Genomic DNA, 23,908 nt, shown 5'->3' with positions numbered 1-23,908 from the left:
CTCACTTGCGCCAGGCGTCCGCATCATTGAGTCGACCGGGCTCGGGGTCGCCTTGCTCGACGGTACGCGAAGCATCGGCACCACCGGCATGCCGATCGAGCACTAGGCTGGCGGTATTGGTGGTCAGCATCTGCCGGACCTGCAGCTCGGTTTGCAGCAGGCGTATTTCGCGCTCCAGGGTGTCGATGTTTTTCGTCAAGGCGGTCTGGGCCGGCTCGGCGGAGGCAATGTTCGGTTCGTGACTGCCCGCCAGCAGCGTGCGCAGCAGTAGCAATGCCTTGTCGAGTACGCTGGACAAGGCCGTCTCGCTGGCCAGACGGCGTGCCAACAGATCCTGGTCGGGGTCGTCGCGCAGGGCTTCGATCACACCACGGGTCACCGGCAGCATCGGGCTCGAGGCTTTAGCCAGGTTGTCAGGAGTAGTCGGCAGTGAGCCTGACAGCAACCCTTGCAGGGCCTTGAGGCGTTCGCTGTAGGCCTCCTGGATCAGTGGCGTCAGCCCGCTGCCAGCGGTCGCACGCAGAGTTTCGCAGGTGTCGCAGGTCGCGACTTCGGTCTCGCCCAATACGCGAACGGCCCATTCGGATTCCTCCTGGGGCGAAGCCCAGGTCTGGCAAATAGCCCCACCCAGGCAGTCACTGCTACTGATCGAGGCACTGTCATCCACCGTCCGGTTATGCAGCAAGTTGTAGCCTGCTCGCACTACGTCGGAGGTCACCCGGATGGGCGTCTGTCCGCTACCTCCAGCCTTCTGGCTACCGACCCAGGACACCCCATTGTTGCCGTTATGGCTCTCGGTATTTTTCACAGCAGCCACCGCATCACCGCCAGTTTGTTCCAGATTGCCCTGCATTTCCTGGTTCTTGGCCAGCGCACCCCAGCCGGCTTGACCGACCTTGTCCGCCATCTTCTCGGCCATGGCCTGGCAGGTCAGCTTGGAGCGGTCGAAGTCGATACGCCCCTGCATCACCCCGTTACTGAGCAACTCATAAAGGCCTGGGTTGGCGCGCTGGATGATCAACGCGGGCAGCGACATCACCGCTTGGGTCGCGTTCTGCACGATGCTGCCCATGATCTGCTGGAAACCTTCGGTGGCACCGTTCAGCTGGTTTTGCAGGGTATTGGTGAGGCTCATGTTTCCGCACATCATGTTCGCTCGCCATGACCCGCCGACGCCGAGACCACTGGGTCGATAGAGCGAGCTCGGTGAGCCGACTGCCGAGCCGCCACCGATGGTGTACATCACCCGGTCGTCGAGCACTTCGCCTTGAGTGCCCAGGCGGTAATCGTCCTCGGCGGCGTGGGCGTGCGTGGCCATGGCGAGCAGTACGTGGAGCAACAGACTCATCACGCCCGACCATGATCGCGCGCAAAGCCGACTCATGATGCGCCGCCTTCGAAGTCGATGCTGAACAGGAAGGTCTGCCCCTCGCGCTTGCAGCAGCTATAGGGGCGCCATAACGACCAGGCGTAGCCGCCATCCGCGCTCTGTACCGGATCGCTGGGGAAGACCGCGCAAGTCGATTGAACCTGGGGGTAGAGCAATTGCCATTTGTGGGTCGAAGCATCGTTTTCAACGATGGGACCAGGCGGCCAGTAGCCGTCACGTTTGGCGGGTGTGAGTGGTACATACACATGCGGCTGCCAGTTACGGGTAATCACATCACCGGCCCGTTGGGTCATCACCGCAGCGGCTTTGAAGTCGTCGGGTTGTACCAGAAATCCCTGCCGGGGATAGACGTTGCCCCACATGTTTCCTGAGGCCTGACGACCGATTTCACGGATCCCCGGCATGAGCGACTCGGGATAAAGACTTTCCGGGATGCCATGGCGCCAGGCCAGTGAGTCCAGGGTACTCAGGTAGTAAGGCATGAATGCAGTTGCACCGCTGGCGCAGGCATAGCCGGATTGCGAAGCCAGTTGCGTTGCGATCCAGCCACCGGGGTGGCCGATGCCATCGACGTTTTTGAAGCGAGGCAGGTTGTCGCGGTGGGTGTTCGGCGTGATCAGGTTGCCGCCACCCTCCGCGCCACTGATAGGAGACGAGAGGGCGGCCATCTCGGTCCAGGGATTGTTGCCGGTGGTGGCGTAGCTCGAGACCACGAGTTCAGGAATGAAATGACGAACCTTGGTCGAGGTTTTAACTGTGCAGCCGAAGGGCGTGCAGAGGAGCCAGAAACAAATGCCGACGACCCTGTATGCGAGGCAATTTGGCGACAACACTGAGGACGTGATGCTGCCGGTATCTAGCGCCACGCTTGGCCCGCACGCCAGCAGGATGCTCAACGCCAAAGGTCGTAGCTTCTGGGGCGCAATTGACGGGTATACGACAGGCATGATCCAGGCTCTTTGGACTAATGGCCTGGACAGGTTCAATGACGTAAGTGGGAGTTGTCAGTGATAAAGCCGAACGTGGGGTTGTCGGTTTACAAGGATTTACAGGACGATGATATGGCTACTCGATGTCCAGCACACGGCGAAGGGCGTCAGAATCGATGAGTAGCTGATCTGCGGTGATCTCGAAAATATTGGCGAGTTTGCACAGGACCAATAGCGACGGGTTGCCTACCCCTCGTTCGATTTGACTGACATAGGTACGATCCACCTCGGCCATGAGCGCCAACTGCTCTTGGGTAAGGTTCTTCACGCGCCGTATCAAGCGGATGTTCTCCGCCAGTTGCAGGCGAAGCTGTTCGTAGTCTTGAGTCATGCGCGCAAATTGCGCTTTGAGGGACTCTCAATCCACGGGATATAGTCTACATTGGTATTGATCTAGGCCAATTGATGCTCATGCCTGTTATCGAGCATTCATTTGGTGTCGTTAAGATTATCGAGGCTGGACTCAGCGTCTAACAATAAATCAGAAATCTAGGGTGGGTATGGACGAAAACTACATTTCAATTCCTGCGGCGGATGGTTGCCCAAGTCTTCTGACACCTTGGGGCAACGAATTTGCCCCGATGATCGAACGTGGCGTGCAATGTGCTCAGGATTGGCTTGATACGCCCGGCGAAATTCCCCTGTGGTGGGAGCTGGCGCAAACCCGCAAGACCTTTCCTGACGGTGACTGCCAGGATGCCTTCGAAGCCGGATTCCTGTTGAGGATTCAGCAGCGGCTCCGGGGCGTACCGCAATAACCGGTCACTCGCTTTAGAGCGCGAGGAATAGATTCCCCTATGCGGGTTCTATTCCTCGCGCTATATCGATCCGTTCAGCTACCCTATACGCCGCTTCCAGTTCTGAGCAGCCGTTCTCTTGCATCAGTGTCCAGCGCTCGGATTTTTCCTCGGGCTCCGTCATGGCCAGGGCGAGATAAAGACTCGGCGGCACGGCCCGAAACAGCGTTTCGAGCTTCTTCGATAGCACGACCCCCTCAGTGTATTTACCCGGCTCCTTACTGGCGGAGAGAAGCAAGGCTTTCTGTGCCGGCGTGAGTTTCTTGAACCGTGCGATCTCTTCGATTTCCGCGGGCGGCATGTTCAAACAAATCCACCATTCGATCATGTTGAGCATGGTCTGCGCGGCAGTGGGAAAGTCGGCAAGGTTTTGCGTCGCCAGCCAGAACCAAGCGCCGAGCTTGCGCCACATCTTCGTGCCCTTGACCACGAATGGCGCCAGCAGCGGGTTTTTGGTGATGATATGGCCTTCGTCGGTGACCATTATGATTGGCCTCCCCAGGTACTGGTCGCGTTCGGCTAGGTTGTTCACGGTGTTCATCAGGCTGATGTAGCTGATGGACATCTGCGCCTCGTAGCCTTCGCGAGCGTAAGTGGCGAGATCGACAATGGTCACATCGCTCTCGGGCCAAGGCGTGCCCTCGCGATCGAACAGCTCACCCTCGAAACCTTGGCAAAACAGGTCGATGGACTCACCCATTTCCTGGGCACGCTCGCGACGCTTCTCCGGCAGGTGCGGGTCAGCGGCGACGCGCAGCAAGGCGTCGCGCACGTTGCGGGTCAGTACCTGGCGACACGCCGCAACACACGTTTGCGCCGCATCGAGAATGCACTCGCGGATCAAGCTGCGATCGGCTCGACTCAGGCGCGCCTCTTCCTTGGCCTCGCCGCCGGTGATCATCAGGCGGGCAGTGATTTCCAGTTCGCCGAGAACATCGCGCTGGTCTTCGCGACTGGCTACCGCCTCATCGTCCAGCTCATCGATCGACAGACTCGCGACCTGATCCGGCTGCTCGACCAGGCGCCAAGCGTCGGCAAAGGGCGCGAGGCTGACCGAGGCACCAGGTTTCAATTGGACCTTATTGACCGACAGCCCCTGTGTCGCGAAGTAGTCCCCCTGCAAGCCGAACGAATTGCCGGCCTCGACGATAAAAAGGCGAGGGCGGTACACGGCCATGACCTGCATCAACAGGGTGACCAGGGTGGCCGACTTACCGGCGCCGGTGGGGCCGAACAACAGCAGATGACCATTCATGGCTCGGTCCAGGCGTGATAACGGATCAAAGCTCAACGGCGAACCACCGCGATTGAACAGGGTGATACCCGGGTGGCCGGTGCCCGTGCTGCGACCCCACACCGGAACCAGGTTCGCCAGGTGCTGGGCGAACATCAGGCGCGTGTACCAGTTGTGCGTGTCGCGGGCCGGGTTGTAAGCCATCGGCAACCAACGCAGGTAGCTGTTGCAGGCGGCGACTTCATCGCCTTCGCGTACCGGCTGCAGCCCCGCACCCAGCAGCGCATTAGCCAGGCCGACCGAGCGCTGGTGCAGTTGCTGTTCATCGTGACCGCGCACGTAAAATGCCAGGGTGCCGCGGTACAGCTTGTGCTGGCGACCGATGATCGCACGAGCCTCTTCAACATCTTGGCGGGTCTGGGTCGAGGCTAGGTTTTCACCGATGGCTTTGCGCGCCAATCGGTTTAACTGGTCTTCGAGCACATCCTGCGGTTTGACCACCAAGGTCAGACTCATCACCGTGCCTTCAGGTAACTGGTCGAACAGGGCATTCACCGCGTCGCCCTTGCGGGTTTCTCCGGTGAGTTGACCAATCAAGGGCGCCCGGCGAAGCTTGTCCACCACCATGACCCGGTGGGGCTGATCGTCAAAAAACCAGAGTCCGTGCTGCACATCTGAATGCGGCTCATTGAAAAATAGGCGCTCGGCGAAATCGTGATCGAAGGGCAGCTCCAGCGATTCACCGTCACCCGATTCCGGATAGGCCACCCGGCGGTAGAACTCCTCGGGTGCTTCATCAATGAGCCTGGGTGCCGGATTGAACCAGGGCACTAACCAGGCATAAAGACCTCGGCCATCGACTCGTGTCGATTGCACCCCGCATGCTTGCAGCGAGGCACCGATTCGTTCGCAAGCCTGTTGCAGGGAGTGCACCGGGGTGAGTCCTGTCTCCTCAGCGTCAGACTCAAGCCAGCGATAGACCACCAGGCGCACCCGTCGGTTATTGCCACGCCAGGGCAGGCGTGTCACCACTTTATCCTCAAACAGACCGCCAGGCTTGGCGATGGCCTTCAGATGATGGCGGCTGAGCTCCAAATATGCCTCGGTGAAGGCCGTGCCTCGTGCTCTATCTTGGATATAGTCGGTGAACCGGGTCAGGTAGGGGGTGAAGTCGTTGTCGTCCTGGCAGAAAAACTGCGCAACCCAAGGCGCTTGATCCAACTCATCAAAGCTATCCTGCAGGGCATCCTCGAGGGCATCGCGGGCGGCCATCAACCAATCGGGTTCGCGCCCTTCGGTGCCGATGGGCAGTAGCTCGAACACCGCACCCACCGAGCGATTGTCATCCAGCAAAAAACACTGCTCGGTGTCGAGGTATTCGACCCACGGCAGGTGATCGGTGAAGCTGGGATTGTGCGCATAGAGTGCGGCGTTATCGGCCAAGGTGGCGCGAGGGCGCAATGGGTTGCGCCAGGCTTTCCACGCAGGAGCACGGTTCCGCGAATCGCCGGTACGCACTACAAGTCTTCCTGACGTTCACCCGGCAATGCGTACTGCACCCGTTGGTAGAACGGAAAGACGGTCGAGTAACCGGGGACCGGTGCCTGCTCGGTACCACTCAAGTGCGGATACACGTACAGCACCAGATCGGGATTGGGCAGGCGAGGGAACAGGTTGCGGATCTCGTTCGCCGCTGTGCGCGTGTACGGTTCCTGGATAGCCGCGGAGGCATCTGCCTGAGCCAGCGGGCGGCGTAACTGCTGCCGAGCATCCAGCAGTTGCTGCTGAGTGCCTTGCGAACCAGCACCGTTCCAGATGTCCAGCATGGTTTGCTCGCCGTGAGGCAGAAGCGTTTCCTTGTCGGTGGAACACCCCGTCAGGACCACGCAGAGCAAGCTAATCCAGGTCAGGCAGGGAGGCATGGTCTTTTTCATGGCGAACGCTCCGGCCCTTGGGCTCGTAGTCGATGGTGATCTCATGGTCGAGGTGCAGTGCGACCTGTGCGGCGGGTGGCACATACACGGCAGCAAAGGCTTCGCCATACAGTTTGTTGACCCACTCGCGGATGTCGCTGACCCCACCACTGAGAATTGAATTCAGCGCGCTGTTGCCACTGCTGCTGGTAACCCCGAGGGTACTGCCGCCCGAACTGATTACACTGCTGTTGTTCTGCTCATCCCCGAGCAAGGCGGCGACACCCGCACCAGCCGCAGTGATCAGGCTCTGGCTGCCGAGGTACTGCTGGGCGTTCGAGCGGCGCTCGCCAGCGATGCACGGAATGCCATGCGGATCGGACAGGTAACCGAGGCCGCCACGGATCTTGTCAATGTTCGAGCTCTGGGTGGTGGAGGCAGTGCGGCTGGCTACAGCTTTTGGCTGAGGTACCGTGCGGATGGTGCCATCGGTAAACACAAAGGTGATTGACTCGACCTGCCCGCGGACGCAAGACAGGGTCCAGTCACCGGACGCCGTGCCGCTCATCACAGCACCCGCGACGTCCGGCAGGTCGATGCCGTTGGCCGTCAGATTCTCGGGGCCGACCAGCACTTTGAAGGGGTAGGGATCATTCACTGTGCCGTCCACTGGGACTCGGCCGATCAGCGCGGTCATGGCGACCGAGCCCATCAGCGTGGCGTTTTCGGGAATGGTGTAGACCGGCTTCGCGCCTTCGGTTCGGTCAACGGATCGCGTCAGGTCACGCTCACCTTTGGTGACCGCACGTAGCTGTTTCTGGCTGCGATCAATAGGATTGTTTTTCAAGCCTTCCAGTGAGTTGAAGGCGGTAGGCAGACTCTGCGCGGGGGAGGTCTTGGTTTTGCCTCGGGCGTCGGTGGACAGAGCATCCGAGGGTTCAATCCATTGCAGCGCATCATTGGCAGAGTGCCGCCCTTCAAACTGAGCACCGTCGCCGGGCTCAAGCCCCAATCCGATTGGCATATCCTTGCCGCTGCCGGTCAGCCCCGACAACTGATCCTGCAATTGCGTCAGCAGACCGCGAGCCTGACGACTGTCTTGTTCGGCTTTAAGTCGGGCCTCGTTGGCTTGTCGACGGCCTTCGTCGACCTGCTGGGTCACGCTGCCAAGCGCCGTCTGGATACGCGAATCCACACCGTTTTCCCGCTCGCGCAAGCGGTTGTTTTCCGTCTGCAGCGACTCGTTGTGTTTCTTCAATCCGAGCATGTCGCTGCGCATGGCTTTCACCTGGCCGACCAGGGTGGCGACCGTGTCGCGTGGGGTATCGCCAGCAATGCCGAGCGACTTGGCTTGCTCGGCGGATAACTGAATATTACCCTGATCAACTGGGTGCTCTGGAGAGGGAGTACTACTACCCGCGACCCAACTTTTCAGGATGATCAACACCACGGCCAGTAGCGCAGCCGGTACCAGCCATTTGAGCAATGCGTTAGCCTTCATCGTCAGCACCTCGCGCAACGGGCGGGAGCAGCACGGCTTGTTCGAGGCCAGCACCGAGGGTGACGAGGTAGGCAATCGTGGTGTCTTCAGCGCTGCCGACAGGCCCGAGGAAAGAATGCTGGAAGGCCGCGGCGAACAGCTTGGCCTGAAGCCGACGCGGGTCGAGTTGCAGAGTCTCTGAACCACGATTGCGCAACTTCACCGCCGTCACCCAGTAATCACCGAGTCGCCAGGCGGCGATAGGTGTGCTGGACATGTTTTCGGTCGGCAGCAGGGTTGGCAGTTCGGTGCGTAGCTTGAGCGGGACGCGGCGTACACCGGGCAGGGACTCCACGGTGCGCAGCGGCGCGTACAGGCTTTGCGCGGCGTAGCGCGTCAAAGCGACCGGGATCGGTGTACGTTCTGGAGCAGGGACGGTGCTAGATTCAGCCTCGGTAGCTTGCACCTGAGCATTCTTGAGAATACGCACGGGCTCCAGCGGTTGATCGCCGGGAGTGGCCGCGATATCTAGAAGGATGATCTCGCCCGTCGTGACTGATTGCAGTTGCAGTCGGGTCGGCGCAATGGCTTCCGACGCGCGCAGGTACAGAGTGCCGCCAGTTGATTGCACGCGCAGCTTGCCCGTCAGGGTTGAGGGTACGCCGACTCGAACATCCTCATCGATAAAGACCACTCGTTCCTGATTGATCACCAGAGGGACCGCGAGGGGTAGGCGTTCCCAGTGCATCAGTTCGACGGCCTGCGCTGCAGCTCCCGATAGCATCAGTGTGACGGTTAGTCCCAGGGTACGAATCCGCTTCATGGCTCACCTCCAGGCAGGGAGATTTTTTGCGGAGTGCCCTGATAGCAATCCAGTGCCAGCCCCCACTTATTGCGCTCGGGATCCAGGTCGAAACGCACTACGCGTAATGGATAACGCACCACCACCCGTTTCACCGGTTCTGCGGCGTAATACTCATCGGCATTGAGGTCGAGCTTGACTAGCCAGCTATCGCGATCGAGTTGCTTGACCCTGAGTTCCGGATCTTCGCTGTAACCTCGGCCCAGAATTTCGTAGACCCCACGCACTCGCTGGCGCAGCTCGCCGGCGGCCTTGCGGTACTCGTAGTCGCCGTCGAGGAAGGCCTTACAGGCGGGTGTCAGATAGGACTGCAAGCCATAGATGGCACGGCGATAATCCTGCTCGCCATCCGTGGGCCAGCGGTTGAGTTGGCCAAAGATGTAGAGGGCAAAGGCATAAACATTCTCTGAGGGGATATCCCACCACTTACGGGTGCTGCCCGAGCGCAGATCCGGCGGTACATGCACGGTCAGATCGGTCGGTGCCGAGCGCCAGCCATACCAGAGTCCGGCACAGACCAGGGCGAGGATCACTACCGCCAGACGCAGGCTGAAGATATGAGCCTGCTGGGCATCCACCTTGTTTCGAAATCGGCTCATGGCTGCCACCGTGACAGGGCAGGGCGCAGTCGACGTGAACGGCGAACCGTCCAGGCACCGGAGTGAAGGATCAAACTGCCGCGACCCAGGCGCCAACGGCTGGCCAGTACCCATTCGAGCTTGCGGTACAACCAGGTCTCGGGGCGGGCCCGTTTGGCCCGACGCAGTAGCGTGCCACCGGCAAATAGCACCACCGTCATGCCTGCGATCATGCCGGTCGGCGCTACGGCAATGGAAGCGGTGGCGATCGTCAGAGGAACGCCCAGCATCAGGCCAATGATTGCGCCGGTACCGAGCGCTACCCACATCTCATCATTGGTCAAACCACGCAACACGGCAGGATCACGGTTAAGCCGCTCCGGCAGAAAGACCAAGGTGTTGTCGGCAAGGCGTTCGATAGTGTCGTTCATGTCGACCTCACAGAATCGCGGCAGCCTTGGTCAGGAACCAGATGATGATCACCACCAGCAGGGCACCGATGCCGACCACTGCCCCAAGGTCCTTCCAGGTCTTGCGCTGGTTCTGCACGTCGGCATAGACAGTTAGTGAGTGCCAAGCCACGCCGAGAAACGCGAGCAGGGCGATTAGCAGTCCGAGCAGGATGCCGCCGTCGTAGGCGTAGTTTTTGATCGTCTCGATCAACCCTGATCCTTCACCACGTGAAGGAGCCTCCATGGTCGGGAGTTCGGCAAAAGCCAGGCTTGGACCGAGCACCAGCAGCAGACCGATCAAGCGCTGGCTGGCACGATCACGCAGGTTGTTTTTCAGGGGGACAAGGCACTTGAGCATGGAGGCGATCTCCTGGGTTAGGACAGGGTGAAGAACATCAAAACCAGCAAGGTGAGCAGTACGCGAGCGGCGCTGCCACCGAAGGCTCCAAAGCGCACACTGCCGGCGGCCCACCCCCGGTAAGCCGTCCACATCACCCAGGCACACCAAAGCAAAGCCAGGACTAGAACCAGGGACAGCCACAGCGTCGAACTGCTCTGTGCGGAGAAACCGGAGGCGTTTTGGAACGCAGAGGTCTGGGCATCAGTCATGCTCATGGCGACGGCTCCGCGGACGGAGCGTCGAGGCGGTAATCGCCGACCAATTCAGTGGGATCGCGAGGTTGAGCGCGAGAGGGGGACAGATAGTCCTGCACACCGTGACGGATGCGCTGGATATCTTGGATCAATTGGGGATAGTCGAAGCGATAGCGTTCGTTTGGTTCAGCAATACTGGACGCTTCGGCTTTATGGGCTGAGGTCTCTATAGTGTCGAGTTGCCGTTGGATAAAGCCGAGTTGGACCTGTTCATGGGCGGATGCGGCACAGCAACTGCCATGGAGGATGGCCAGCGGGAGAAGTAACAGGTAGTGAATGACAGAAGCAGGCATGATTATGGCCCTGAGTTAACTAGGGGCAGAATCGGGGAAGGGTGGCAATATAGCTGCAGAAAAATTGAGACGAAGGCTATCGTATTGATGAGGGAGAGCAACGTTGAACCTTACTACAGGCATAACTCCAGAGGGCAAGCTCAAGCGGGGGAATAGCCGTTTGTGTAAAAAGCCCTTAAAGAGATAAGTGAAAAATTCTGGGTCGTAAAAAATTGGAGGAGTCTTGTGAGCTATTTGTTGTCGTTGCTTGCCTTTGTAATTGCCTTGGCTGGAGTGAAGGGAGGCACTTGGAATTCAAAGCGGTAGGGGTTCGAAAAGTTAATTTCACGGGTTGGGTTGTTATTGTTTCTTCGCTCGCCATACTTGTTTTTTCTTTGGTTCAGGAATATCGGAAAAGTCTTCTTGAAGAGCAAGTGGTTAGGTACCCATATAAGAGATTTATGGAAGCGTTAGAGATTTCACTTAGGCCGATTAATATGGTTTATAGTGAGGGTGGTGGAACTATTGAGTATCGCGAGAGCCCGTTCGTGATTCTTGATAGGAAGGATGCGGCTGGCGTAATAAGTAAGTTTGACTTCGAAAGAACCCAGGTGGGGGCAAATATTTGGAGTTCGGATTTTAGTGGGAACTATGCGTCGTATACTTGTCGAGAGCTTAATGATGCAGTTCATCTGATGGAGTCTACGTTGGTAAGCAATCTCTCTGTGCTTGATCGGGAAGTGGTCGTGTTGGTGCAGGAGTTTAAGCAAGTAGGTTATGTGAGGGAGTTTCTTCTTAATGGATGTGATTATTATGTCGGGGTGAGTCATGGTGGGACTATGATCAGAGCTTATCCTCCAAAACTGACGGAGGAAAAGGTTAGAGTTACTTTCAATGCCATAATTTCTATTAGACGGCACCTGAGTAAAGTTTTGGGGGATGCGGCTTAGTGTTCGGTCTATGAGTTATTCATGGTTTTGGGGTAAGGCAGAAGGTATTTTGGCTTGGGGCGTTGTTATATTGAGTCAAAGGTATTTCTTAAAAGTCGACGACGTAATTACAGTGGTCAGACCAAGCGTTACGGCGCAAGGTAGAAAAACGACCATAGGATTGAGCGAAAAGGGTAGGGACAGGTAAATGACCCAGGGCACGATCAGCAGCGGTATCACTGCTCGTTTAGCGCGGTGATAGACAAAACTGCTTTCTCGTCCTGCGCCGAACTTGCGCAGGTCGCGGCGCATCAAACCATCGACAAAACCGGTGAGCGTGGCCAACAAAAATAGTGGTGTGGCCAGGATTAGAATGGTTAGGCGCACCACGAAGGTGAAAGTGACATACACCGCCGACAGTACAAAGTCCTCGATATGCACATATAGCTGGTTGATCCCACTCCAGAGACCGTTGCCCTGACTCGCCACTCGCGCCTGCTGGGCAAAATCCGCCAAACCGGTCTTGACCACCAGCCACTGATTGAGGAAATCCAGCCACTGGACAATCGTCTGTCCGGGTTGTTGGAGGATGAGTGAATATTTGAAGTGCTCGCTGAGCCAACCCAACTCACTGGTTAGCATGGCCTCACTATGCCGCCAGCCCTGATCACCCCAGAACAGCAGCAAGCCGGCGAACTCGATCAGAATCGAGAACAGCAACGAGGCGATCAGCAAACCGATGATGCGCAGGACCAGGTTGATGGCTGAGACGATCATTCCCGGACGCTGGATCGGTTGTGGCGGCGAGTTCTGGGCGGAAGTTGCCATCGTTCACTCCATTGCGCGCTGCAGTGTTGATGTGGTCACGACGCCTTCTGGATAGTTTTCTGCTGAATAGAAACCGGTGGCGGAGGCGGGCTACCCCACCCGATCCAAATCAAAGTTTGTTGTTGGGCCGTCACCGCTAGCGCTCCACCATTGCCCTGCTTGCTCGTTGTAGGTGGCCCGCATCCGTTGAGTGAGTTCCTGCAGGTCCTTGGGCATAGCATCGTCGTTGGAGGCTTTTGGCAGCGGCATGCGCACTTTCCAGAGTTGTCCACCGGCCTGGAAGGAGAACATTTGCCCCTTGGGCAAACTGACGATGTGAGCCGGTTCGATCAACGGCACACTGGTGCTGCTGACGCGGTCCTGTGAGGATGAGGTGAAGTCCGTCTTGGCCTCGGGATCGGAGGTGTCAGTCGCCCCCGACACCAGGGTCTTGGTCAGCACGTTGACCTTGGGCAACTGCTGGGTGAGCAGTTCTGCGGTGGCGGTTTCGCGCACCCGCAGCATCTGCAGGGTGTTGAAGTTGCCAATAACCTGGCCAGCTTTGGCGCGGTTGCCGATACGTGCTTCGATATCGCTGAGGGTCTGGGTGTAGGCGGTTACCTGGATACCGGCACCGCCACCCTTATTGATCAGCGGGATGAATTCATCACCCATCAACTCGTTGAACTCATCGGCGTGGAGGTTGATCGGCAACTTGTCACTGTTGTTACCTGATTGGGGCAGGCCATGGTCTATGCCGTGTTTGTAGATGTGTCCGGCGACCGAGACCAAGTCGGCGAACATGGAGTTGCCCACAGCGGCGGCCACCTCGGCGTCGGTCAGCGCATCCAGGCCGACATACACGATGCCGCGTTTCCGGATGATCTGTATCCAGTCAAAGATCGGTCGTGGGTCATTCAGATCGGTGTAGTTGGGGGCCAGCAACTGGGCTGTCTTACCGGTGGTGAGTTTCTCCAGCAGCGGCAGCAGTGAAGCAACGATTTTGTCGAAATAGGTGCGGTCGTACCGCACCGCTGAACGCAATCCATCCAGTACGGGATCAAATACCCGTTTCGCCGCCAGATACTGCTCGATGGCCACCACACGCTTTTCGCGCCCCACCATATGCCGGGGAATGTTCTTCTCGTTGAGTTTGCCTTCAAGCTGGACGATCACTTCCCACGCCTTCGGGTCGGTCTTGGCGAAAAACTGCTGGGCATATTCGATGAACAGTGCGTCGATGTTGACCACATGTCGCTGGATCTGCAAGTAGTCCGGACGTCGGCCCAGCTCGATCAGTGCCCGGGCGATGATGTTGACGAAACGCCAGGCGAACTCACGGAAGGCCGCAGAGTTGCCTTCACCACTGAGCTGCCCCGCGATGCGCGACGCCACTTCCGAAATGCGTCCGAAACGTCCCACGGCGTTGTAGCGGGCGGAGATCTCCGGCCAGCCTAGATGGAAAACATAAAACTCCTTTTCCCGACCAGCGCGTTTGGCTTCGACGTACATCCGTTTGAGCAGGTCGGCATCGCCCTTCGGATCGAAGACGATGACCACCTCATGTTCGACGCGGTGAATGTCCTGGGTGATGTACACTTCGGCGAGCCGGGTCTTCCCAACACGGGTAGTACCCAGCACCAGTGTGTGCCCGACCCGTTCGCCCAGCGGCAGACTGACTTCCGTTTCGTCGGGTTCGACCCCATGCAATAGCGGCGAACCACCGACCGGGGGCAAAGGGCGCAACGGATTGAACGCGCTATCCCAGGCGGTGACACGGGCCAATGTCGAGAGTGGAAACGCTGCATGTTCCAGGCGCCGTTCGAGTCCACGGGCCAGGCGGTAACAGGTCGGTTGGTCGACATAGTGAGCGACCGCCGGGTCTTGAGCTTCGATCAAGCGCTGGGTGTGCAGGCGGGTCCAGCGAAAGCCGCGCCCCATGAACAGACGCTTTCGGCTGACCGGAATCTGGCGACTGGTCAGTTCGTAGCGCGGCAGCCGACGGATATTGCGCCGATAGCGCAGCACCTCCCAGGCTTGTCGCAGCCGGATCAGGCCGAACAGGGCATAGGCCAGCGCTGCAACCAAACCGATCTCGGGTGACATGGCCACAGCCCAGGGCGAGTACACGCACAACACCGCGGCGGCGATGCAGATCGCTACGGTGTACAGCTCCACCGCTGGCCGGAGCTTGGACTCCATCGCATGCTCGGCCATGACCTGGGCTCACTGTTCCAGTGAGGTGGCAGTGATCAAGACGGGATAGTGCTCTATCTGCAGGCGAGTGGCGACGTCGTTGCCGTTGACCGGCAGAATGGTGATGCCCGGAGCGGCTGCTCGAATCCGGCCCAGGGCTTCAGTATCGGCCACTTCGACGGCGAGGCCAGCCGCGCCCATTTCCTGCAGTTCAGCCGCGCGTTGACGCAACCAAGCCAGTGAGTGGGGATCCTCACCCACCAGGAAAAAGGGCCGCAAGCCCGGCATGTTCAGGGCACGAGACGTGATCTGGCCGGGGCTCAAGTGAGAGCTGCGGACGGGCAGTATCCAGGCTTCATCGGAGAACGTGGACAGGTCCGCATGCATGGCCCGATCAGGCTGGATCTTGTTGTTTATTGACGGCCTGGCAACTTGAAAAGGGGGTCGGGTGAAGTCGCTAGGCTGATCCCCGGCTACGGTCAATTGCGCCTGGGTAAAAGGTGCCAAGAATAGGATGCAATAACAGGCAAGAGGTATTCGCTTCATGGTGGTGTGCCTTGTTCGAAGGAAACCAGAAACCGTTCGAGTTGCCGGGAAAATCCGGCGCGGTAACGCGCGGCCGGCATTCCTCCCGCCGGGCGGTGATAGCGTCCGGCAGCTGATACCCAATCACCGGTGGCGGCGTGATGCTCGTGCAACAGCGAGGCTGTCACGGCTAGGTTTCGGTAGGGATCGAGGGCTTCGCAGGGGCTGGAAAAACGTTGTCCGTGGTAACCCAGGTTGGTTTGTCCGAGTCCGGCATCGACCCGCTTGGCGTCATGACCCGCGAGCGCCTGAAGCAAGGCGTGACAGGCGGCCTGGCGAGTGGCGAAACGGTAGGGTGTTCCGGCGATGTTCAGGGTCCACGGCCAGGGCAGCAGTCGACCACGGACGCGGATACCACTCTCCTGCAGGGCAATCGTGAACAGCACCGTAGAAGGGATGTCGGCGTCATGCGCCGCCAGTTGGTAGGCTGGTGGTGGAAGCTCCTCGGCCTGAGCCGCCAGCATCGCCAACATCAGAGCAATACCACTCAGTTGAGGCGTTGCCATTGTCCATTCACCTGTTGAAATGTGGCGGGCAATGGTCCCGGGGCACCTAGGCTGAACCAGCGACCACGGTCATGGTTCAAGGTGATTTGCCGGTGTTGCACCTTGGCCGGATCGATGTTTGTTTGCCGAGCCCAGCTACGGACGCGGTCATCCTCGCCTTGGCTGCCCACCAGGTAGATATCGAACGCAGCGTCACTGCTTTGCAGACGCTGCGCTTCAGCGGTGCACGCCGGGCAATGGTCCTCCACAAACAGGGCCTGGCGTGGCGCGACCGATGAGCTGACAGGGGACGGGGATGCCATGCCATGGATTGGCAGCAGCCCGGGAAACAGCTTGGCCCAGGCCGCGGTGTAAGCGTTTTGGTAGGCCAATTCGCGCTCGGCGCGTTTGGCTTCCAGCGCTACCTGTAATTCGGCAAAGCGCTGGCGCTCTTGGTCGGTCTGGGCCTCGACTCCGAGTGCGGTCAGCGGATCGAGGTTCGGGCTCCAGAAACCACGCGGGCCGGCTTGGATCTGTTCGAAGCGCGTCCACTCCTGCTCCGTCAGACCCCAGCTCGCAGCCTGTTCAGAGTCAGAGCGCCCCAGGGGAGCGGACTGCGTGTCCCGGAACCGTGACTGTGTCGTGACGGGGTTACTCATCGCAGCGCCTATGGCCAGTAGCGAAGCGAGACAGACAATGGTGGGTAGTAGCGCTCTGTTCATGACCGCGTCTCAAGGGAAGTGCACGGTCTGGTCTGGCTGCGCGGCCAGCGCGAAGATGGCGGAGTTCGGTTCCAGCACTTTCAGGTGCCAGGCGCCGAGCTGCTCGCCGCTATGCAGCAGTCGAACATCTCTGAGCGAGCGACTGTCTTGAGGCACGACTGCCAGAAAGCGCTCACCACCACGAGATTCGACCCCCAACACAGAGAACGGGGGCGAGAGGGGGACGGGCTTGGGGCGAGCCTTCTGTTTCGGCTTGGTCGTGGAAGACGTCGGTGGTGGGGGTGATGGCTGGGTCTTGAGCTCCGGGAGCTGTTGCTCGACGTGCTCAAGGCGTGCGCGCAGCGCTGTCAGGTCTGCCTGGGTGGCGCGGGCTGCGAGACCATCGCGCAGTCCCTGTATCTCTTGCGCCCACTGATCCAACATCGGATCGAGGGTATTGGCCTGTTGCTCACCAGTATCGACCATCTGCTTCAGGTCTTTCAGCGCGTACTGCAGTTTCTCCTGGGCGTCCTTGAGGGCGCTTGAATCATGTTGCAGGGAGTCCAGGGTTTGTCGGTATTGCGTGTTCGTGCTCTGCAGTTCGGCCACGCGTTGATACTGGTTATACAAACCACCGCTCAGGCCGGCGACCGCCAAGCAAAGCAGCCCAATGATGAGGGTTTGAAACGTCGAGGCTCTCATGGGCGTGCCTCCAACAGATGGGGCGAGAGGGGTGTGATCAGCGCGACGCCGGCCTCCGTTTTCTGCTCTTCGAAGCAGACCGAACGGCGGACTTCGTCGGTCGTGAGTTGCCAGGCGGGGCCAGCGAGCACTTGTAGCGCGCGGCGCAAAGAGATCGGGCCGAGCCGGTAATGGGCCGCGGGCAGGGGCCGAGTAAACAGCACCCTCACGGACGCGGTAACGGGGCAGAGCGAATAGCCCGAGCGCTGCAATACGTACTGCAATGCATCCTGCACCGAAGGGTTCAGGCTGGACGGGATGCTCACGTCAATGATTTGGGCAAGAAGATCGCGTTGTTCCGTGGTGGGCTCGGTGCTGATCAGCGTATAGCGACCATAGCGGAGTTCTGCCGGATGGCTTCCTTCGATTGGCCCCCTCGAGAGCTGGGCCCGATTGGGGCTGCTGTCTATCTCTGGATTGGTCGGCAAAGGGTTGGGGATTTGCGCGGTGCAGGCGCTCAGTAAACCCAGTAGGCAGACAGGCGTGAAAAAACGCTCCATGGAAAAAACCTCATGTCAGATTCAGTGCAGAACCTGACATGAGATGAAGGAGCGATTCAGTGAGAAAGTTGATTCAAGGCGGGTCGTGTTAACGCTGAACACGTTGCTATTCATCAAAAATGGCGAGCCCATCCAAAACGGGAGCGTCGGGGTCGAAGATCAACAATCGCACATCCGCCAATGCCGCGAGGTACAGCACCTCGATCAACGCTACTGGCGTACCGGCATCGAGTTGCTCTTGCCTCAGCGATGAGTAAAGACGGCCCTCAATCTTCACCAGGTTATCGTCGGTCCATGGCGTGCCGATCAGTTTGCAACCGATACCGCAGCAATCTGGCAGCGTAAAAAGCTCGAACAAGAGGCCGGTTTGTCGCGGAGCGGAGTGACTGATCCACCCTTCCAGATAGAGCATCGCTTCTTCAGGAAGGTGTGCGGTACTGATCTCCCAAGCTCGACTGTAGTGTCCCGTTTCGAAGCTCAAGCGATGGACCATGGCTTGGGCTTCTTCCAGGGAGTACAGGTCGCCAACGTGATAGCGCTCGTTGAGCATTTCGCCAATCACGGCGTAGATCACTTGGCGAACCAGCCCGGTGGACTGGCAGCGTTCATCCAAATCATCCGGAATGGATTGGCCTTCGCTGATCAAGGCGAAATCGTCATTGAACAGGCAGGGGAACAGTTGCAGCTCATCGTCGGGCAGATGGGCTTGTGAGTCGTGCACGGGTCGAAAGCAGGGAGGGCAGTCGTTTTCGTAGGTGATCAGTAGCAGCCGTTCGATATGAAGGTTGTCGTAACCGCGAGCAAATGGGTTTGAGGCTGCCAGCAGGGCTACGGCTTGGGGTGTGAGATTCATGAGGGTTCTCCGGAATGAAAATGAACTAGGCGCCCGAAGACGCCTGTAAGGGTTAGAGCCAGCCATGTTCGGCAAGGGAGAGCGGACGACCTTCACCCACGATGAAGTGATCCAGTACGCGTACTTCGATCAAGGCCAAGGCCTCCTTCAACCGTGCGGTCAAGACGCGATCCGCCTGGCTGGGTTCCGTACAACCTGAGGGGTGGTTGTGAACAAAAATGGCGGCCGCAGCGTTATGCGCTAGGGAGCGCTTAACGACTTGGCGGGGGTAAACGCTGGCGCCATCTATGCTGCCGTGAAAGAGGACTTCGAACGTCAACACGCGGTGCTTGGCATCGAGAAATATCACACCGAAGACTTCATGCTCTTGTTGCGCAAGATGCAGTTTTAGGTATGAGGTCACGGCGTCAGGCGACGTCAGGTTAGGGCCGCGGGTGAACAGCCGACGATCCAGAATATGCAGCGCTTCGTCGATCACCTGGTTTTCTTGGACGATACGATCAGCCTCGAAATCCGAGGTTTCAATCAGTGTGAGTTGGGTGCTCATGGTAGTACCTCCGAAGGGAACAATCAGGGGTACACGCCCGAGGGGAGTGGTATCCCCGAGGTGGAAATAGAGTCGCGGGCATTAGCCGATGGCGCGCTGTTTACAGCCGAGTGAATCGGTGGCGTTGACCGTGTAGGTGTGAACCACAACCGTCGCAGGGCAACGGGGAAAAGGCTCTTATTCCCCAGCCGGCTTCGGGATCAAAGTCGGCACTGATGGGCATTAAGCGAACCAGTCCACGATGGATGTCAGCGATGCGTTTCTCGATTTCATTCGTCGTGTAGTAGAGCGACAACGTGCTGTAGTCCTCGTAAGCCGCAGCGAACAGGCACTCGTCGCAAAGCCAGAAGGATTCCATGTTGGTTCTCCTGTGCTGATCGAAGAAAAGGCGCTCGAGGGAGCGCCTTGATGAGGAACATCGTGGACTGTTCAGGCGGACTGAGCAGTAGGGGTGGCATCACGGCGGGCCGTGCGGGGAGTGGGTGGAGATTCAGGTTTGATCCGGGCCTCTGCCGAGTTTTCGGTCTCCTCAGCTTCGGCATCAGCCGATGGTGGGGATAGCTCACTATTTGACGCTTGCTCAGCAGGTGCTGTTGCTTCCTGCCTGGCGGGCGCTTTGTACTCGAACGTGCCGTTGACCTTGATCCAGTCAATGAACAGCAAACGACCTTTCAGGCTGGCGCCCGGTTGGCCTTGTTTATCGCCTTTCTCGTAGAGAAACGGATCGATCCACAGGTCGCCGATACGGAACGATAGCAAGACCTTTTTCTCGGCGTTGACCGCGTCCATATAAAGACGAATCAAGCGTTCAGCTTCACCCCCAGCGACTTTGCAGTCGAAGCGGGTGTACTCGACCGCATCGGTGGCACCGTGCAGGGCGGCGATATCGCAGGCCATGAACGGCTGGCCGCGGCGAACTTGTACTTCACGAACACGGTTGAGATAGCCGATACCGACGGTGTGCAGGTTGAAGTATGGGGTCGCTTCTTGGGAATGGTTGGTGTGGGCCATGGTGGTTCTCCTGTTTCAAGGGAAAACGGTGACGCACAGCCCCTGACGGGGAAGTGAGCCCCCGTCAGGGTGGGTAAGGTGAAGGCGAGCAATGAACGACTCGTCATCGGCAAGCCAATGACGATCAGAACGATGCGTCTGGCGGAATAACGGTGCAACTGAGGAACGTCTGCGGTGGTGATCCGCAGGCATGGGGTAGTGGGCATTCATCACCGCTGAAGCGGTAATCGTGCGAGCCTCCGAACGCTGATCGCACTTGGGTAAACCACCACGAATGTGGCGTAGCCTTGAAGGTTCAAGCTACCTGGGCTGGGCTGTCAACGACAGCGAACCACGCCCTTTGTATAAGCCTGTCAGAGGGGAGCGTCAAGACGCCGCAACCCGATTTTTTATGGCCGGAATACAGTGGCAGTCACTGGACTGAAGAAAGTGAAGAGTGGGCCTGGCGGGTGCCAGGCGAGGAACAGAAAAGCCACCTTTGGCGGTCTTACGCAGTCGACAAGCTCCTCGCAAAACTTGGTTTGACTGCGGCATGATTCGCCAACCGACCCTTGTCGTGGCCTGGGTCGGAACATGCTGGCACGCATCCGCGCACAAAGGGTGCCCAGTGTTTCCCCGGCGGGCTCCGGGACTGAATACGATCGCCGAAGCGGATGACCGCTGTTGCCTGGTAGAGGCAACAGTGGTCATCCGCCACCACGATCAGGTCGAGCACAAAGCGGGAATAAAATTCTGCAGAAGAGAAGGCTCCGAACTCAAGGAGTCCGACCGAGCTACCCGGAGCGCATCGGTCTTGGGTCGCCGTTGGCGATGATCCTGAGGCACTACAGCAGAGAGGGCGGGATGACGTCAAGGCAGAGGGCAATCCTCAGTGCCCCTATAATGAATGCGAGCGAATGAGCTCACTTGTTGGCGAGATGAGCAGCCAACTGTTCGACGGTCGCCAGGATAAAGGCACGGTCGCTTTCCTTCAGTCCGCTCAGCAGACCCGCGATCATCTGGCCTTGGTCATTGGGACGATTGCTCGACTCCGTCAGCAGTTCATCTATCCGGCAGTCGAAAATGTCCGCCAGTTGCATCAGCTTGACCACAGAAAGCTCCACTACACCCCGCTCCAGGCGCGATATGGCTTCACTGCCGATTCCCATGCGTTCAGCCACCTCTTCCTGGGTCAGATTACGCTCGGTCCGGTGCTTCGCGATCATGCGCCCGATTTGGGTTTGGGTTGGATGTTTATGTGCCAAGTGATGAGTTCTCCAGTTCAACCCGAATGGTTGAGCAAAGACCCATTGACATGAACATCCTTATCGGTTGAGTATCGACTTGTCGGGTTGTTATATTGGCTCAAATCGCTGTGTAATGCGACGTGGCTTCTATTCCTCCAGGAATCAGAGTCCAGGATGGTCAGTGAGAGTGAACGGTCTGATAGGGCCAAGCTGAGGAATGGTTGAGCATGGAAGAGGAGAGCGAGAACGTCATGGATCAGATCTGGGATCGAACACTGGAGCTGTTCATCAAGATCCATGATTGCCCGGATAACCCCGAACACTTCGATAGCCTTGTTCATTGGCTCAACGAAAATCCTGCTCACCTGAAAGCGTTCAACGAACTGGGGCAGATATGGATTTCGACAGGCATCGCCTTGGCCCGTGAGATCGGGCAACCCCTAAGCGATTTAGAGAGGGATGAGTCGCCGTTGATGATGCACTGACCGGTAGATCGCCCCAATATTCATGTTGATCTTCAATGGTGCGTCATGGGCGACGCGTATTTTTACTGACCGACACAGTGCCCTTACAGTCGGGGTAGTGGGAGCATGACCAGAACGGCCCTGATTTCCCCTTTCTCCTGAGCATTGAGGCGTTGCAAATGGGGCAGGTCGGGCCGGCTTCGACAGGTACCGCGAAGGTGAGTGGGTCACAGTGTTCGACCAATTGTGCAATCCAGTTCGCCTGCTTGGCGACGAACGTATCAAGAGTCAGACGTCCCGCTTCGATTTCGTCCAAAGCCTGTTCCCAGATTGCGGTCATACCTGGATCTGCGATCGCAGCGGGTACCGCCTCGATCAGGGTATGGGCCGCTGCGGAGGCCATCAAGGCGCGTTTTTTCTTCAGCAAATAACCGCGATCAATCAACCCTTTGATGATGCCGGCTCGCGTGGCTTCGGTACCGATACCGGTGGTGTCCCGAAGTTTCTGTTTCAGGCGTGGGTCGTTGACCAGCTTGGCCACATTTTTCATGGCCTTGATCAGATCGCCCTCAGTGAGAGGTTTGGGAGCGGCAGTGCGCATGGACTTGAGTTCGACGTCGTCCACTGCGCACTGAGTACCTTGTAGCAAGACGGGCAATACTTGGGACTTGTGACTGGGCTCATCGTCTTCGGTGTTTTCGTAGAGCAAGCCTTTCCAGCCCTGGACCAGGATCTGTTTGCCCACAGCGGTCAATCGTTCTTCGCCACACTGCAGTTCGACCTGGGTCCGATCAAACTCATGATGCGGCAGAAATTGTGCGAGGTAGTGGCTACGGATCAGTTCGTAGACTTGGCGTTCTTGTTCGGACATCCGCGCAAGGTTCGCCGGCTCGGTGGTGGGGATGATGGCGTGGTGCGCGGTGACCTTGGCATCGTTCCACACGCGGGAGTGCAGTGATTGATCGAGTTTTCCCAATGCGGGCTGCAGCGCGGGATCCGTTTTGAGCAGGGCATCGAATACTGCGGGTACCTCGTTGAACATACTCTCTGGTAAATAGCGGCAATCGCTGCGCGGGTAGGTGGTGGCTTTGTGGGTTTCGTACAGAGCCTGGGCGATGTTCAGGGTTTCCTGGGCGCCTAGTCCCAGCTTGCGTGAACAGACTTCTTGCAGTGTGCTCAGATCGAACGGCAGGGGTGGCGCTTCGCGGGAATGCTCAGTCTGCAGCGAGAGGACTGTGGCGGTCTTACTGCAAGATATCGCTTGGGCCGTCTGACGGGCAAGCGTCTGCTGCAGGCAACGACCGGCCTCATCTCGTCCTGAGCTGGGTGGTTGCCACGATGCAGTGAATGGTTGCCCCATGGAGGACAGGCGCACCTCCACTTCCCAGTAGGGCACCGAGACGAAGCTGGCAATCGCGCGATCCCGATCGACCACCAGACGTAAAGTGGGTGTCTGGACGCGTCCAACCGACAGTACGCCGTCGTAGCCCACCCGCCGACCAAGGAGGGTAAACAAACGACTCAGGTTCATGCCGATCAGCCAGTCGGCGCGGCTGCGGGCCAGGGCCGAGTGGTAGAGCGGGAAGGTCTCCTGTCCAGACTTCAGCGAGGACAGTGCTTTGCGAATCGAGGCCTCGTTGAGTGCGGACAACCAGAGCCGCTCAACGGGACCTCGATACCGGCAGAGTTCGAGTAACTCGCGGGCAATCATTTCACCTTCGCGGTCGGCGTCGGTCGCGATCACGACAGCGGAGGCTTCACTGAGCAGGCGCTTGATGACTTTGAACTGTGCCGCAGTTTTGGGTTTGACCTCAACCTGCCACTGCGTGGGAATGATCGGTAGATGAGCCAACGACCAGGATTTGTACTGATCGCCATAGGCTTCAGGTGGGGCTGTCTCGAGCAGATGGCCGATACACCAGGTGACGGTTGAAACGGTGCCGATAAGGCAACCATCACCGCGCCGAGTGGCTCCGAGAACCTTGGCGATGTCACGACCTTGGGAAGGTTTCTCGCAGAGGAAGAGACGCATGGAACTGCTCCGGATTGAGTTCGGAGCAGCGTTGTTGGAAACAGCGGTGGCGAGATATGAGAAACCTGAATGGCAGGTTCCTCATATTAGTCGGTGAGGACGGGCATAAATGGTCCGAGGCCGCTAGCCGATTGTAGCGTGGACGATAGTGTGGATCTACACGAACAGCGAGTAATAACAACCAGCAACTTCGCGCAAAGGCGCAATTTT

The 23,908-nt window shown here is 58.4% G+C and carries 28 protein-coding genes; 3 read left to right on the top strand and 25 right to left on the bottom strand.

Going from position 1 to position 23,908, the window contains the following annotated elements; translation table 11 throughout:
• Position 1: 1 nt before the first annotated feature.
• The 3 genes from FX984_RS03550 to FX984_RS03540 all read right to left on the bottom strand — a co-directional run bounded on the left by FX984_RS03550 (position 2) and on the right by FX984_RS03540 (position 2,710).
• Positions 2-1,384, bottom strand: coding sequence for an integrating conjugative element protein (locus FX984_RS03550; RefSeq protein WP_154905321.1), 1,383 nt, complete (start codon positions 1,382-1,384; stop codon positions 2-4).
• Positions 1,381-2,337 (bottom strand): TIGR03756 family integrating conjugative element protein, encoded by a 957-nt coding sequence (locus FX984_RS03545; RefSeq protein ID WP_154905320.1) that lies wholly within the window; start codon positions 2,335-2,337, stop codon positions 1,381-1,383. Before FX984_RS03545 ends, FX984_RS03550 begins: the two co-directional genes overlap by 4 nt.
• 118 nt (positions 2,338-2,455) lie before the next feature.
• Positions 2,456-2,710, bottom strand: a complete 255-nt coding sequence (locus FX984_RS03540; protein ID WP_154905319.1) for a helix-turn-helix domain-containing protein — start codon at positions 2,708-2,710, stop codon at positions 2,456-2,458.
• A gap of 169 nt (positions 2,711-2,879) precedes the next feature.
• Between FX984_RS03540 and FX984_RS03535 the strand changes: the two genes are divergently transcribed.
• Positions 2,880-3,137, top strand: a complete 258-nt coding sequence (locus FX984_RS03535; RefSeq protein ID WP_154905318.1) for a LasR-specific antiactivator QslA — start codon at positions 2,880-2,882, stop codon at positions 3,135-3,137.
• A 37-nt stretch (positions 3,138-3,174) separates the two neighbouring features.
• On the opposite strand, the gene FX984_RS03530 is transcribed toward FX984_RS03535, so the two are convergent.
• The 9 genes from FX984_RS03530 to FX984_RS03490 are packed head-to-tail and all read right to left on the bottom strand — an operon-like array spanning position 3,175 to position 10,642.
• Positions 3,175-5,928 (bottom strand): conjugative transfer ATPase, encoded by a 2,754-nt coding sequence (locus tag FX984_RS03530; protein WP_154905317.1) that lies wholly within the window; start codon positions 5,926-5,928, stop codon positions 3,175-3,177.
• The gene (locus FX984_RS03525; RefSeq protein WP_154905316.1) at positions 5,928-6,344 is read right to left on the bottom strand and encodes a TIGR03751 family conjugal transfer lipoprotein; all 417 of its coding nucleotides are present in this window, start codon (positions 6,342-6,344) and stop codon (positions 5,928-5,930) included. The genes FX984_RS03530 and FX984_RS03525 overlap by 1 nt, the downstream gene beginning before the upstream one ends.
• Positions 6,307-7,824, bottom strand: coding sequence for a TIGR03752 family integrating conjugative element protein (locus tag FX984_RS03520; RefSeq protein ID WP_154905315.1), 1,518 nt, complete (start codon positions 7,822-7,824; stop codon positions 6,307-6,309). The genes FX984_RS03525 and FX984_RS03520 overlap by 38 nt, the downstream gene beginning before the upstream one ends.
• A complete protein-coding gene (locus FX984_RS03515; protein ID WP_154905314.1) occupies positions 7,814-8,626 on the bottom strand; it encodes a TIGR03749 family integrating conjugative element protein in 813 nt (270 codons plus the stop codon). Before FX984_RS03515 ends, FX984_RS03520 begins: the two co-directional genes overlap by 11 nt.
• The gene (locus FX984_RS03510) at positions 8,623-9,264 is read right to left on the bottom strand and encodes a PFL_4703 family integrating conjugative element protein (RefSeq protein ID WP_154905313.1); all 642 of its coding nucleotides are present in this window, start codon (positions 9,262-9,264) and stop codon (positions 8,623-8,625) included. The genes FX984_RS03515 and FX984_RS03510 overlap by 4 nt, the downstream gene beginning before the upstream one ends.
• Positions 9,261-9,674, bottom strand: coding sequence for a TIGR03750 family conjugal transfer protein (locus tag FX984_RS03505; RefSeq protein WP_154905312.1), 414 nt, complete (start codon positions 9,672-9,674; stop codon positions 9,261-9,263). Before FX984_RS03505 ends, FX984_RS03510 begins: the two co-directional genes overlap by 4 nt.
• Positions 9,675-9,681: 7 nt before the next feature.
• The gene (locus FX984_RS03500) at positions 9,682-10,053 is read right to left on the bottom strand and encodes a TIGR03745 family integrating conjugative element membrane protein (RefSeq protein WP_003174125.1); all 372 of its coding nucleotides are present in this window, start codon (positions 10,051-10,053) and stop codon (positions 9,682-9,684) included.
• Between the two features lie 17 nt (positions 10,054-10,070).
• Complete coding sequence (locus FX984_RS03495) at positions 10,071-10,310, bottom strand: TIGR03758 family integrating conjugative element protein (RefSeq protein WP_154905311.1); 240 nt, start codon at positions 10,308-10,310, stop codon at positions 10,071-10,073.
• A complete protein-coding gene (locus FX984_RS03490; RefSeq protein ID WP_154905310.1) occupies positions 10,307-10,642 on the bottom strand; it encodes an integrative conjugative element protein, RAQPRD family in 336 nt (111 codons plus the stop codon). Before FX984_RS03490 ends, FX984_RS03495 begins: the two co-directional genes overlap by 4 nt.
• Before the next feature lie 287 nt (positions 10,643-10,929).
• On the opposite strand from FX984_RS03490, the gene FX984_RS03485 reads away from it, so the two are divergent.
• Positions 10,930-11,571: a hypothetical protein gene (locus FX984_RS03485; protein WP_154905309.1), complete on the top strand. Its 642-nt coding sequence runs from the start codon at positions 10,930-10,932 to the stop codon at positions 11,569-11,571.
• A 75-nt stretch (positions 11,572-11,646) separates the two neighbouring features.
• Here the strand turns inward: FX984_RS03485 and FX984_RS03480 are convergent, their stop codons facing one another.
• From FX984_RS03480 to FX984_RS03425, 12 genes are all read right to left on the bottom strand, one after another.
• Positions 11,647-12,378 (bottom strand): TIGR03747 family integrating conjugative element membrane protein, encoded by a 732-nt coding sequence (locus FX984_RS03480; RefSeq protein WP_154905308.1) that lies wholly within the window; start codon positions 12,376-12,378, stop codon positions 11,647-11,649.
• A gap of 90 nt (positions 12,379-12,468) precedes the next feature.
• Positions 12,469-14,574, bottom strand: coding sequence for a type IV conjugative transfer system coupling protein TraD (gene traD / locus FX984_RS03475; protein WP_154905307.1), 2,106 nt, complete (start codon positions 14,572-14,574; stop codon positions 12,469-12,471).
• Between the two features lie 9 nt (positions 14,575-14,583).
• Positions 14,584-15,099, bottom strand: coding sequence for an integrating conjugative element protein (locus FX984_RS03470; protein ID WP_154905306.1), 516 nt, complete (start codon positions 15,097-15,099; stop codon positions 14,584-14,586).
• The gene (locus FX984_RS03465) at positions 15,096-15,644 is read right to left on the bottom strand and encodes a lysozyme family protein (protein ID WP_154905305.1); all 549 of its coding nucleotides are present in this window, start codon (positions 15,642-15,644) and stop codon (positions 15,096-15,098) included. Before FX984_RS03465 ends, FX984_RS03470 begins: the two co-directional genes overlap by 4 nt.
• Positions 15,626-16,345 (bottom strand): TIGR03759 family integrating conjugative element protein, encoded by a 720-nt coding sequence (locus FX984_RS03460; RefSeq protein ID WP_154905304.1) that lies wholly within the window; start codon positions 16,343-16,345, stop codon positions 15,626-15,628. Before FX984_RS03460 ends, FX984_RS03465 begins: the two co-directional genes overlap by 19 nt.
• Positions 16,346-16,354: 9 nt before the next feature.
• Positions 16,355-17,026 (bottom strand): tropomyosin, encoded by a 672-nt coding sequence (locus FX984_RS03455; protein ID WP_154905303.1) that lies wholly within the window; start codon positions 17,024-17,026, stop codon positions 16,355-16,357.
• Positions 17,023-17,565, bottom strand: coding sequence for a PFGI-1 class ICE element type IV pilus protein PilL2 (gene pilL2, locus FX984_RS03450; RefSeq protein WP_154905302.1), 543 nt, complete (start codon positions 17,563-17,565; stop codon positions 17,023-17,025). The genes FX984_RS03455 and pilL2 overlap by 4 nt, the downstream gene beginning before the upstream one ends.
• Positions 17,566-17,671: 106 nt before the next feature.
• A complete protein-coding gene (locus FX984_RS03445; RefSeq protein WP_154905301.1) occupies positions 17,672-18,418 on the bottom strand; it encodes a DUF5983 family protein in 747 nt (248 codons plus the stop codon).
• 52 nt (positions 18,419-18,470) lie between these two features.
• Positions 18,471-18,965 carry a RadC family protein gene (gene radC / locus FX984_RS03440; protein ID WP_154905300.1) on the bottom strand — a complete coding sequence of 165 codons (495 nt, stop codon included), beginning with the start codon at positions 18,963-18,965 and terminating at the stop codon, positions 18,471-18,473.
• Positions 18,966-19,065: 100 nt separating this feature from the next.
• Positions 19,066-19,323 carry a hypothetical protein gene (locus tag FX984_RS03435; protein ID WP_154905299.1) on the bottom strand — a complete coding sequence of 86 codons (258 nt, stop codon included), beginning with the start codon at positions 19,321-19,323 and terminating at the stop codon, positions 19,066-19,068.
• A 71-nt stretch (positions 19,324-19,394) separates the two neighbouring features.
• Positions 19,395-19,976 carry an STY4534 family ICE replication protein gene (locus FX984_RS03430; RefSeq protein WP_154905298.1) on the bottom strand — a complete coding sequence of 194 codons (582 nt, stop codon included), beginning with the start codon at positions 19,974-19,976 and terminating at the stop codon, positions 19,395-19,397.
• A gap of 902 nt (positions 19,977-20,878) precedes the next feature.
• A complete protein-coding gene (locus FX984_RS03425; protein ID WP_154905297.1) occupies positions 20,879-21,220 on the bottom strand; it encodes a helix-turn-helix domain-containing protein in 342 nt (113 codons plus the stop codon).
• 209 nt (positions 21,221-21,429) lie between these two features.
• Here FX984_RS03425 and FX984_RS03420 point away from each other — a divergent pair, with 209 nt between their 5' ends.
• Positions 21,430-21,687 (top strand): hypothetical protein, encoded by a 258-nt coding sequence (locus FX984_RS03420; RefSeq protein WP_154905296.1) that lies wholly within the window; start codon positions 21,430-21,432, stop codon positions 21,685-21,687.
• 43 nt (positions 21,688-21,730) lie between these two features.
• On the opposite strand, the gene FX984_RS03415 is transcribed toward FX984_RS03420, so the two are convergent.
• The gene (locus tag FX984_RS03415) at positions 21,731-23,698 is read right to left on the bottom strand and encodes a DNA topoisomerase III (protein ID WP_154905295.1); all 1,968 of its coding nucleotides are present in this window, start codon (positions 23,696-23,698) and stop codon (positions 21,731-21,733) included.
• Positions 23,699-23,908: the final 210 nt, after the last annotated feature.

Origin of the sequence: Pseudomonas marginalis (assembly GCF_008692035.1) — a bacterium.
Classification (GTDB): Bacteria; Pseudomonadota; Gammaproteobacteria; order Pseudomonadales; family Pseudomonadaceae; genus Aquipseudomonas; species Aquipseudomonas marginalis.
Note: the sequence above shows the minus strand (reverse complement) of the source record. Positions and strands in the feature narration are given on the sequence as shown.

Excerpts from the sequence above, each read along its gene's own strand:
- FX984_RS03465 (WP_154905305.1), bottom strand. The coding sequence starts at position 15,644 with ATGGCAACGCCTCAACTGAGTGGTATTGCTCTGATGTTGGCGATGCTG.
- FX984_RS03520 (WP_154905315.1), bottom strand. The coding sequence starts at position 7,824 with ATGAAGGCTAACGCATTGCTCAAATGGCTGGTACCGGCTGCGCTACTG.
- FX984_RS03415 (WP_154905295.1), bottom strand. The coding sequence starts at position 23,698 with ATGCGTCTCTTCCTCTGCGAGAAACCTTCCCAAGGTCGTGACATCGCC.
- FX984_RS03495 (WP_154905311.1), bottom strand. The coding sequence starts at position 10,310 with ATGAGCATGACTGATGCCCAGACCTCTGCGTTCCAAAACGCCTCCGGT.
- FX984_RS03460 (WP_154905304.1), bottom strand. The coding sequence starts at position 16,345 with ATGAACAGAGCGCTACTACCCACCATTGTCTGTCTCGCTTCGCTACTG.
- FX984_RS03445 (WP_154905301.1), bottom strand. The coding sequence starts at position 18,418 with ATGAATCTCACACCCCAAGCCGTAGCCCTGCTGGCAGCCTCAAACCCA.
- FX984_RS03480 (WP_154905308.1), bottom strand. The coding sequence starts at position 12,378 with ATGGCAACTTCCGCCCAGAACTCGCCGCCACAACCGATCCAGCGTCCG.
- FX984_RS03525 (WP_154905316.1), bottom strand. The coding sequence starts at position 6,344 with ATGAAAAAGACCATGCCTCCCTGCCTGACCTGGATTAGCTTGCTCTGC.
- FX984_RS03470 (WP_154905306.1), bottom strand. The coding sequence starts at position 15,099 with ATGAAGCGAATACCTCTTGCCTGTTATTGCATCCTATTCTTGGCACCT.
- pilL2 (WP_154905302.1), bottom strand. The coding sequence starts at position 17,565 with ATGGAGCGTTTTTTCACGCCTGTCTGCCTACTGGGTTTACTGAGCGCC.
- FX984_RS03455 (WP_154905303.1), bottom strand. The coding sequence starts at position 17,026 with ATGAGAGCCTCGACGTTTCAAACCCTCATCATTGGGCTGCTTTGCTTG.
- FX984_RS03545 (WP_154905320.1), bottom strand. The coding sequence starts at position 2,337 with ATGCCTGTCGTATACCCGTCAATTGCGCCCCAGAAGCTACGACCTTTG.
- FX984_RS03490 (WP_154905310.1), bottom strand. The coding sequence starts at position 10,642 with ATGCCTGCTTCTGTCATTCACTACCTGTTACTTCTCCCGCTGGCCATC.
- FX984_RS03510 (WP_154905313.1), bottom strand. The coding sequence starts at position 9,264 with ATGAGCCGATTTCGAAACAAGGTGGATGCCCAGCAGGCTCATATCTTC.
- FX984_RS03515 (WP_154905314.1), bottom strand. The coding sequence starts at position 8,626 with ATGAAGCGGATTCGTACCCTGGGACTAACCGTCACACTGATGCTATCG.
- FX984_RS03500 (WP_003174125.1), bottom strand. The coding sequence starts at position 10,053 with ATGCTCAAGTGCCTTGTCCCCCTGAAAAACAACCTGCGTGATCGTGCC.
- FX984_RS03435 (WP_154905299.1), bottom strand. The coding sequence starts at position 19,323 with ATGGAATCCTTCTGGCTTTGCGACGAGTGCCTGTTCGCTGCGGCTTAC.
- FX984_RS03550 (WP_154905321.1), bottom strand. The coding sequence starts at position 1,384 with ATGAGTCGGCTTTGCGCGCGATCATGGTCGGGCGTGATGAGTCTGTTG.
- FX984_RS03430 (WP_154905298.1), bottom strand. The coding sequence starts at position 19,976 with ATGGCCCACACCAACCATTCCCAAGAAGCGACCCCATACTTCAACCTG.
- radC (WP_154905300.1), bottom strand. The coding sequence starts at position 18,965 with ATGAGCACCCAACTCACACTGATTGAAACCTCGGATTTCGAGGCTGAT.
- FX984_RS03540 (WP_154905319.1), bottom strand. The coding sequence starts at position 2,710 with ATGACTCAAGACTACGAACAGCTTCGCCTGCAACTGGCGGAGAACATC.
- FX984_RS03505 (WP_154905312.1), bottom strand. The coding sequence starts at position 9,674 with ATGAACGACACTATCGAACGCCTTGCCGACAACACCTTGGTCTTTCTG.
- FX984_RS03420 (WP_154905296.1), top strand. The coding sequence starts at position 21,430 with ATGGAAGAGGAGAGCGAGAACGTCATGGATCAGATCTGGGATCGAACA.
- traD (WP_154905307.1), bottom strand. The coding sequence starts at position 14,574 with ATGGCCGAGCATGCGATGGAGTCCAAGCTCCGGCCAGCGGTGGAGCTG.
- FX984_RS03535 (WP_154905318.1), top strand. The coding sequence starts at position 2,880 with ATGGACGAAAACTACATTTCAATTCCTGCGGCGGATGGTTGCCCAAGT.